General features: G+C 68.4%; 9 protein-coding genes. 5 read left to right on the top strand and 4 right to left on the bottom strand.

What is annotated here, in order from left to right; genetic code table 11:
• Positions 1–133 precede the first annotated feature (133 nt).
• The 3 genes from LQV45_RS12580 to LQV45_RS12570 all read left to right on the top strand — a co-directional run bounded on the left by LQV45_RS12580 (position 134) and on the right by LQV45_RS12570 (position 4,129).
• Positions 134–1,609, top strand: coding sequence for a helix-turn-helix transcriptional regulator (locus tag LQV45_RS12580; protein WP_230007321.1), 1,476 nt, complete (start codon positions 134–136; stop codon positions 1,607–1,609).
• Between the two features lie 206 nt (positions 1,610–1,815).
• Positions 1,816–3,453, top strand: coding sequence for a glucoamylase family protein (locus LQV45_RS12575; protein WP_230007320.1), 1,638 nt, complete (start codon positions 1,816–1,818; stop codon positions 3,451–3,453).
• A gap of 70 nt (positions 3,454–3,523) precedes the next feature.
• Positions 3,524–4,129 (top strand): TetR/AcrR family transcriptional regulator, encoded by a 606-nt coding sequence (locus LQV45_RS12570; RefSeq protein WP_230007319.1) that lies wholly within the window; start codon positions 3,524–3,526, stop codon positions 4,127–4,129.
• 320 nt (positions 4,130–4,449) lie between these two features.
• Here LQV45_RS12570 and LQV45_RS12565 read toward each other — a convergent pair whose 3' ends face one another.
• From LQV45_RS12565 to LQV45_RS12550, 4 genes are all read right to left on the bottom strand, one after another.
• Positions 4,450–4,893: a universal stress protein gene (locus tag LQV45_RS12565; RefSeq protein WP_230007318.1), complete on the bottom strand. Its 444-nt coding sequence runs from the start codon at positions 4,891–4,893 to the stop codon at positions 4,450–4,452.
• Between the two features lie 538 nt (positions 4,894–5,431).
• Positions 5,432–6,196, bottom strand: coding sequence for a sulfite exporter TauE/SafE family protein (locus LQV45_RS12560; protein ID WP_230007317.1), 765 nt, complete (start codon positions 6,194–6,196; stop codon positions 5,432–5,434).
• Positions 6,193–6,801, bottom strand: a complete 609-nt coding sequence (locus LQV45_RS12555) for a rhodanese-like domain-containing protein (RefSeq protein ID WP_230007316.1) — start codon at positions 6,799–6,801, stop codon at positions 6,193–6,195. Before LQV45_RS12555 ends, LQV45_RS12560 begins: the two co-directional genes overlap by 4 nt.
• A 156-nt stretch (positions 6,802–6,957) precedes the next feature.
• Entirely contained in the window at positions 6,958–7,260 is a 303-nt protein-coding gene (locus LQV45_RS12550; RefSeq protein ID WP_230007322.1) for a rhodanese-like domain-containing protein, read from the bottom strand.
• Between the two features lie 235 nt (positions 7,261–7,495).
• On the opposite strand from LQV45_RS12550, the gene trxA reads away from it, so the two are divergent.
• On the top strand, positions 7,496–7,861 hold the full coding sequence (gene trxA / locus LQV45_RS12545) for a thioredoxin (protein ID WP_230007315.1): 366 nt from the start codon (positions 7,496–7,498) through the stop codon (positions 7,859–7,861).
• A 303-nt stretch (positions 7,862–8,164) separates the two neighbouring features.
• Positions 8,165–8,790 (top strand): aldo/keto reductase (locus LQV45_RS12540; RefSeq protein ID WP_230007314.1); only part of this gene is annotated, 626 nt, incomplete at its 3' end.

Below are 8,790 nucleotides of genomic sequence, written 5' to 3'. Positions count from 1 at the left end.
CGTCATGTCGTCCTCCTTCGGGTCGCGGGCTTCGGTGCCCGTGGAGACCACTGTGGGCGAAGAATCCGGCTCGATCCGAGGATTCTCGGTGTGAAGATTGACCGTTCTTCCGTTCTGGTGAGATCATCGCGACATGGACACCGGTGTCTCCCTGATCGACCCCGCCGACGCCCCCGACGATGAGGGGGTGGACGCCCTCACGATCGGCAAGCGCATCCGTCAGCTGCGCACGGCCCGCGGACTGACCCTCGACGACCTCGCTGCGGCGGTCGGCCGCGCCCCCAGTCAGATGTCGATGATCGAGAACGGCCGCCGCGAAGCGAAGCTCACCCTGCTGCAGGCGATCGCGCGGGCCCTCGGCACGGGCCTGGACGCGCTCCTGGATGCCGAGCCGCTCGACGAGCGTGCCTCCCTCGAGGTCGCGGTCGAACGCGCGATGCGCGGGTCGACGTTCCAGGCGCTCGGCATCGCCCCGTTCCGGGTCGGCAAGACCGTCCCCGACGAGGCGCTCGCGGCGATGCTCGCACTGCAGGCCGAGATCGAGCGGCTCCGCGACGAACGGTCCGCCACCCCCGAAGAGGCCCGGCGGGCGAACGTGGCGCTGCGCCGCCTCATGCGCACGCAGGACAATCACTTCCCCGAGCTGGAGCGCACGGCATCCGAGATCCTCACCGCGGTCGACCACCCCGGCGGGCCGCTCACGCAGCGCGCCGCGAGCGACATCGCCGCCTACCTCGGGTTCCCGCTCCACTACGTGCCCGACCTGCCGCAGACGACCCGCAGCATCGCCGACGTGAAGAACGGGCGGCTGTACCTGTCCACGCGCGTGGCCAAGGGCGACCCGCGTGCCGCAGTGCTGCAGGCGCTGTCGAGCCGCATGCTCGGGCATCGCGAACCGACGAGCTACGGCGAGTTCCTGCGGCAGCGCGTGGAGACGAACTACCTCACCGGCGCCCTGCTCATCCCCGAGGCGCACGTCGTGGCCGCCCTGAAGGAGGCCAAAGCGCGTCGCTCGCTCAGCATCGAGGACCTGCGCGACGCGTATTCGGTGTCGTACGAGACCGCGGCGCACCGGTTCACCAACCTCGCGACGGTGCATCTCGGCATCCCGGTGCACTTCCTCAAGGTGCACGAGTCGGGCACGATCACCAAGGCGTACGAGAACGACGACGTGAACTTCCCGACCGACCGTCTCGGGTCGATCGAGGGGCAGATGTGCTGCCGCCGGTGGACGAGCCGCGTCGTCTTCGACGAGGACGACCGCTTCAACCCGTACTACCAGTACACCGACACCGGCAACGGGACGTACTGGTGCACCGCCCGCGTGGAGCAGTCGAGCGAGGGTGCGCACTCGGTGAGCGTGGGGGTGCGCTTCGACGACACGAAGTGGTTCCGCGGGCGGGACACGCCCAACCGTGGCGTCTCGCGGCACGCGGTCGAAGTGTGCTGCCGCCGGCCTCCCGCCGAGCTCGAGACGGCGTGGCGCGACAACGCGTGGCCGAACGTCCGCACGCCGCGGACGCTGCTCGCGACCCTGCCGACGGGCGCGTTCCCGGGGGTGGACACGACCGAGGTGTACGAGTTCCTCGAGGCGCACGCGCCGAAGTGAGGCGAGGATCGGCCGTAGAGCGCCCACGAACCGGTCGAGCGCCCACGATTCGGTCGTCCACAACGTGGGTCCTCGGCTCGAACGTGAGCGCTCGGCGTGCGCGGCGATGCCGGGAACGGATGCGGTTGCGAATAAACCGTACGCATGTAAGGTTTTGGGCACCGAGCTCCGCCCCCCCGGAGCGCTTTCGATGAGGAGAGCCCGTCATGAAGCACACCCGCTTGGTATCCACCGCGATCGTCGGACTCGTCGTCGGCGGACTCGCCGTCGCGTCACCCGCCGTCGCCGCTCCGCCGCCGCACGAGGGACCGCCGCCGCACGCGGGACCGCCGCCGCACGCGGGACCGCCGCCGCACGCCGGCGGCCCCGGGCACGCCGGCCCCGGCTCGCGCGAGCTGCAGCGTTACGCCGCCGACACCTGGACGTCGATGGCGGCGATGACCCATGCGAACACGGGGCTGCCCGACGACAACATCGGCGGCGACCTGGACCCCACGACGGCATCCGGCTACACCTCGCCGACCAACATCGGCGGGTATCTGTGGTCGACCGTCACCGCGCGCGACCTCGGCGTCATCGGCGCCGACGAGGCCCGCGACCGTCTCACGGCGACCGTGTCGACCCTCGAGCGCATGGAGCGCAACGACGGCAGCGGCATGTACTACAACTGGTACTCGCCGGAGACGGGCGCGAAGCTCGACATCTTCCCCACCTCGGGTGAGGTCATCCACCCGTTCTTGAGCACGGTCGACAACGGCTGGCTCGCCGCGGCGCTGCGCATCGTCCGCGAGGCCGAGCCGACGCTCGCCGACCGCGCCGATGCGCTGTATCGCTCGATGGACTTCTCGGCGTTCTTCGACACCGCCGGTGCGCAGGGGCTGCCCGCCGGCACCAACCGCGGCGGCTTCTGGGAGGCCGCTCCCGGCGACGGTTGCGCCGTCCCGGCCCCGATGTACAACGGCAGTGGCGAGCAGGCGTTCTACACGTGCCACCACTACGACACGACCGTGAGCGAGAGCCGTATCGCGACCTACCTCGGCATCGCCGAGGGCGGCATCCCGGCGACCGCGCTCTCGGGCACGCACCGCACGATGCCCGCGGGCTGCGACTGGGCCTGGCAGGAGCAGCTGCCGACGGGCGAGACGCGCACCTACGACGGTTTCGACGTCTATGAGGGCGTGTATTCCTACGACGGAATGTCCTTCGTGCCGAGCTGGGGCGGGAGCATGTTCGAGTCGCTCATGCCCGACCTGCTCGTCCCCGAGACCGAGTGGGGCCCGCAGTCGTGGGCGAAGAACCACCCGATCACGGTCGAGGTCCAGAAGCGCCACGGCCTCCGCGAAGCCGGCTACGGCTACTGGGGCTTCTCGCCCGCGAGCAACCCGTTCGGCGGCTACGCGGAGTACGGCGTCGACATCGCCGGCATCCGGTCCGACGGCTACACCTCGGATGCCGAGAAGACCGACGTCGACATCGACCGCCCCGGCTGCACCGAAGGAACGAACCCCGACCCGACCTTCGGTGACGGCGTGGTGACACCGCACGCGGCCTTCCTCGCTCTGCCGTACGACCGTCCGGGCGTGCTGAAGAATCTGCGCGGGATCGAGAAGAAGCTCGGCGCGTACGGGCCGGGCGGGTTCTACGACGCCGTCGCGGTGAAGAGCGACACCGTCGCCGAGCGGTACCTGTCGCTCGACCAGTCGATGATCATGGCGGCGATCGGCAACGCCCTGACCGGCGACACGCTGAAGGACTATTTCGTCGACGACGAGATGGAGCAGCGGCTGCGTCCCGCGATGGAGCAGCAGGTCTTCGGCTCGTCCTGGGGCGACCGTCGGCCCTGATCGCACGCGTCCCACCGATGCCCGGTACCCTCACGGGACCGGGCATCGGTGCGTGCGGAGGGAGACCCGGATGACGGCGGACGGGATGCCGCGCGCTCCTCGCGGCAGCTACGCGAAGGGCCAGGTACGGCGCCAGCGCATCGTCGACGAGGCCGTCCTGGTCTTCGGGCGTTCGGGGGTGACGAGCGGCTCTTTACGTGAGGTGGCGAAGCGGGTGGGGCTGACCCCCGCCGGTGTGCTGCACCACTTCGCCACCAAGGAGGAGCTCTTCACCGAGGTGCTGCGGCAGCGGGACGAACGTGTGCGCGACGCCGCGGGCGACCCCGCCGCCCACACCCTCGTCGAGCAGATGGGCAAGGTCGTCGCCTACAACGCCACCACGCGCGGCCTCACCTCGCTGTACACGGTGGTCGTCGCCGAGGCGAGCGATCCCGAGCATCCGGCGCACGCCTCCTTCGCCGCCCGCTACCGCGAGAGCGCCGCCCGCGCCGCGGAACTGCTGCGGGCCGGTCAAGCGGCGGGGGAGGTGCGCCCCGACATCGATCCCGACCGGGCAGCGCGGCTCTTGAGCGCCGTGATGGACGGCCTCCAGCAGCAGTGGCTGCTCGACGAGTCCGTCGACATGTCGGCGCACTTCGCCGAGTTCGTGCGGGGGTATCTGGAGCCGCCGGCCTGAGGCTCCGGCATCCGGGTCCGTGCCGTTCGGGCGTTCGCCGTCGTCGAGCGCACACGAACGGGTCGAGCGCACAGCTCCCGGTCGGCCGCGTCGCGTGTGCTCGACCCGATCGTGTGCGTTCGGTGGGCGCCGGGTTGCCGAGTCCTAAGTTATGCGCTTAAACTACTCACGACACCGCGCCCGACGTGGGGCGCCCGTTCGAGGAGGAACACGATGAGAAAGACCCGATGGAGTGCCGTCGCCGTCGTCGCGGCGCTCACCGCGTTGTCGGGAATCCTCGTGGCCGTCCGGATGCGCGGCACCGACCACAAACCTGCAATCTAAGGAACCGCCCTGGCACCGGTACGGACCACCAGCACAGGACAATGGGCATGGTGCACCGCATGGCTCGATACCGACCCCAGTCGCATTTCGGCGAAGCCGCCACGACCCCGCGATCCGACCACCAGGAGATCGGCCCCGGCCGCAGCCTTCAGGAGCACCTCCGCGGTATGCCCCTCCTTCACTTCACCGGTGACCGCAACACCGGACCCGGATGCCCGCCGCAGCGCATCAGCGTGCACATTCCGGGCGTTGTCGCCGAAGGCTTCATGGTCCTCAGCCTTGCCAGCGGCATCCCCGAGGAGGGGGTAGTGCCATGCTGTGACAACGTGAACCTGCCCGGCTCTCAGCCGGGCTTCCTGAAGGGCCCATTCCAGAGCTGCCAGTGACGAGTCCGACCCGTCGACCCCAACAACAACCCGGAAGACCGCCTCTGCCGCCATCGAGCCTCCCGCTACGCGTCTGCCTGGCACAACGTCGTGCCGCACGGCCCACGATCCTCCCGCTGCGCAGTGGAATCAAGGGGATAACTCGGCTGGAGCCGGACGCGGTGGCGATGCTGCGCCCAGACCGTTGGCGGCCTCAAAACACTCCCTCGAAGGCTGCCTTGGCGCCGGCCCGCGGGGCTGCCGCTCTATCTCGCGGTGAAGTCTTCATCCGCACAAATACCCTAGGGGGTATACTGATGAGACTATCCACTTATGCAAAGGAGCAACCAGATGTGCCGTGCGGTGACATGTAAGAAATGCCAGAAGACCACATGGGCAGGCTGCGGCCAGCACGTCGACCAGGTCATGCGCGGGGTTCCGAGCTCCCAGCGTTGCCGCGGGCACGAGCAGGAAAAGTCGACCGGCAAGGGCTTCTTCGCGAAGCTGTTCGGGCGGTAGGTGGACCCTGCCGGCGCCCAAGCACAGGCGTTGAGGAAGGGAAAGCGCCGGAGGACATGTCCTCCGGCGCTTTTTTCACGTTCCCTGGCGCCCCTCAGGACAGGAGCGCCTGCACAGCGACGTAGGCGGCGATCACCAGCACCAGGATTCCAAAGCCACGCTTGAGGACCCTGTCCGGGATGCCGGTGCCGATCCGCCCTGCCGCGAGTGAGGCGGCCATCGCGGTGACGGCGAAGGCCGCCGTGACGGCCCAGTCGATCTGCAGATCACCCAGGTGGGCGGCGAAGCCGGCGGCCGAGTTGATCACGATGATCACGAGGGAAGTTCCAACGGTCAGCGCCATCGGGAGTCCGAGAGCCAGGGTGAGTGCCGGGACGATCAGGAAGCCGCCCCCGACGCCGAGTAGACCGGTCAGGAACCCGACGACGGCGCCGGTGGCGATTGCCTTGGGCAGGCAGCTGCGCCAGTTGACGCCGCCGCCGGGCAGCGCGCAGGCGCCGCCGACGGATGTCGACGGCATCAGCATCCGGATGCCGGCGAAGACCATGATCGCGGCAAAAGCCAGCAGCAGGACCTTCGGGTCCAGCAACCTGTTGACCATCGCGCCGAGGTAGGCCGTCACGGTGCCTGCGGCGCCGATGATCAGCGCCAGTCCCCAGTTCACCCCATTCCGCAGCCGGGGCAGCACCGCGACGGCGGAGGATGCGCCGACGACGACCAGCGACGTCGGGATCGCCGCCGCAAGCGGCAGCCCCACGCCATAGACCAGGGCGGGCACGGCGAGGATGGATCCGCCGCCTCCGACCAGGCCCAGCAGGCCACCGACGATCAGCCCGAACGCCGCCGCGGAAATGATCATGCCCGGGCGTCCAGGCTCTTCAGGGCCTGGTGCGCGGTGGGCTCGTTCGCGGAGCGGTTCCAAGGCATCTTGGAGAGCATCTGGCCCATGGCACAGCTGTTAGTGGCCGCGGAGAACGTCAGGCCAGCACCGATGCCGCCGGCAATCAGGCCTAGTTTGGGCGAGATGAACTTGCTGCCGAGCATGCCGGCAAGGACAAGGGAGCCGGCGGTCATCCGGACCTGGCGTTCCAGGGCCCAGGTGCCACGGCCGCGGACGACATTCCCGCCGGCGGCCGCGTAGGCGGGGACCCCGCCAGACAGAACGCTGGCACTGGCCAGGCCTACGGCGTCCAGGTGCTTGCGGGCCTGCTCGGCCCGGTTACCGGATTGGCAGACGAGGACCACGCGGGTACCCATCTTGGCCGCGAATTCTTCAGTGTGTTCGCTGAGCATGGACAGCGGCACATGGTACGAGCCATTGATGTGCATGGCATCGAACTCTGCGCCGTTGCGCACATCAATGACCATGAGATCGTCGTGGTTATCCTCCCAGGCCTTCAGGGTCGAGGCATCGATGGACTTGGGAGCGCTGTGAACAGGAGTGGTCGTATTCAAGGAATTCATGATCTCTTTCGGTATTTCTTGGAGCATTTCTTGTGGCGGCCCGCTACTGGGCGAGGCCGCCCTCCACCGCCCGGTTCGCCACATCAGGGACACGGTCCGGGCAAATGGAAGCCCGGGCGGCGCTTGGGGGCGTGCCGCCCGGGCAGTCTGGTGGGGTCAGGCGGTCGGGAATCCCGCGGCAGTCCAATCAAGCATTCCGCCGGGCACGGTGTAAGCCGTGTAGCCTGCGGCCGCCAGCTGGTCAGCCGCTGCCGCACTGCGGCGTCCGCTGCGGCACACGGCGATGACCGGACGGGACTTGTCCAGGTCGCTGAGGCGGCCGGCCAGTTCGCCCAAGGCAATGTGCGTGGCACCGGGGATCATGCCTTCGGCGATTTCAGCCGGTTCGCGCACATCCACGATCTGGGCATCGCTGCCGGCCTTGAGCTGTTCCGCGAGCTGCTGCGGGGTGATTTCCATGTGCTGGACCTTTCGGTAGGACTGGCCTGTTGAGCGGAAAAATGTTGAGCGGCAGAATACGGGACCAGGGGTTGCCCGGGAAAGACCCGCGCCGGCGTAGGTCAGGCGCAGGAAAAGTGTGCGGATATCCTCCAGGGCGGGCATCTTTCCCTCTCCATCATGATACCCCCTGGGGTATAAATGCAAACCCGGTGCCACGCTTGCTGATATACCCCCGGGGGTATAATATTTTGCCATGGCAACCATCGACATTTCCGAGAAAACCTTCAACGACACCATCACCGGCAACGGCATCGTGCTGGTGGACTTTTGGGCAGCCTGGTGCGGCCCGTGCCGGATGTTCGCCCCCACGTTCAGCAAGGCGTCCGACAACCACACGGACGTCGTCTTCGCGAAGGTGGACACGGAGGCCGAGCCCGGCCTCTCCGCCGCCGCCCGCATCACCTCCATCCCCACCCTGATGGCCTTTAGGGACGGGATCCTCGTCTTCTCGCAGCCCGGGGCAATGAACGCGGCCGGGCTGGAACAGCTCATCACCGCCATCAAGGACCTGGACATGGACGAGGTCCGGGCGAAGATGGCAGCCGCCCCGGCGTCGTAGGGATCAAGCGGCCCCCCAGCCATTGCCTGGGCGATCGCCCTCGCATGCTCATACTGACGATCCGCGGGTCTGGAGGTCTGCAGCCGTTCTGGCTGGGTCCGATGGCATACGCCGTTTTGGCTCCCGGACCGGACCGGCACTACGCGAGCCCGGGAGCACCGAGCCAAAGCAGACCTCCCGTTGTGTCCCCGGCCCGATGGGCCTAAAGTTGCGGTCTGCCCACTGCGCGCCGGCCCGCCGCTGAACATGCGCCGGACCAGGTGCCGGACAGGGCGTCCCACCGTTCCCGTTGAGGAGATATCTATGGAAACCCGCACACTCGGTTCACTCACCGTCTCAGCCCTGGGATTGGGCTGCATGGGCATGAGCGAGTTCTACGGCCACGGCGAGGACAACGAGTCCATCGCCACCATCCAGGCGTTTCTCGACGCCGGCGGAAGCCTGCTCGACACCGCTGACATGTACGGCCCCTTCACCAATGAAGAGCTGGTGGGCCGGGCCATCGCGGGCCGGCGCGACGACGTCGTCCTGGCCACCAAATTCGGCAACGAACGGCGGCCCGACGGATCCTGGGTGGGCATCAACGGCTCCCCCGACTACGTGCGCGCCGCTTGCGATGCCAGCCTGCAGCGGCTGGGCGTGGACCACATCGACCTGTACTACCAGCACCGGGTGGACAAGACAGTCCCGATCGAGGAAACCGTCGGGGCCATGGCGGAGCTGGTCCAGGCCGGCAAGGTCCGGCACCTTGGCCTGTCCGAGGCCAGCGCCGACACCGTGCGCCGGGCCCACGCGGTGCACCCCATCACCGCCCTGCAGACCGAATACTCGCTGTGGGAGCGCGAGCCGGAGACCAAGGTCTTCCCGGTCCTCGCCGAGCTCGGCATTGGCTTTGTGCCCTACAGCCCGCTGGGCCGTGGATTCCTGAC

The sequence above is a fragment of the Microbacterium sp. Bi128 genome, assembly GCF_918698205.1.
Note: the sequence above shows the minus strand (reverse complement) of the source record. Positions and strands in the feature narration are given on the sequence as shown.

Excerpts from the sequence above, each read along its gene's own strand:
- LQV45_RS12580 (WP_230007321.1), top strand. The coding sequence starts at position 134 with ATGGACACCGGTGTCTCCCTGATCGACCCCGCCGACGCCCCCGACGAT.
- LQV45_RS12575 (WP_230007320.1), top strand. The coding sequence starts at position 1,816 with ATGAAGCACACCCGCTTGGTATCCACCGCGATCGTCGGACTCGTCGTC.
- LQV45_RS12570 (WP_230007319.1), top strand. The coding sequence starts at position 3,524 with ATGACGGCGGACGGGATGCCGCGCGCTCCTCGCGGCAGCTACGCGAAG.
- LQV45_RS12565 (WP_230007318.1), bottom strand. The coding sequence starts at position 4,893 with ATGGCGGCAGAGGCGGTCTTCCGGGTTGTTGTTGGGGTCGACGGGTCG.
- LQV45_RS12560 (WP_230007317.1), bottom strand. The coding sequence starts at position 6,196 with ATGATCATTTCCGCGGCGGCGTTCGGGCTGATCGTCGGTGGCCTGCTG.
- LQV45_RS12555 (WP_230007316.1), bottom strand. The coding sequence starts at position 6,801 with ATGAATTCCTTGAATACGACCACTCCTGTTCACAGCGCTCCCAAGTCC.
- LQV45_RS12550 (WP_230007322.1), bottom strand. The coding sequence starts at position 7,260 with ATGGAAATCACCCCGCAGCAGCTCGCGGAACAGCTCAAGGCCGGCAGC.
- trxA (WP_230007315.1), top strand. The coding sequence starts at position 7,496 with ATGGCAACCATCGACATTTCCGAGAAAACCTTCAACGACACCATCACC.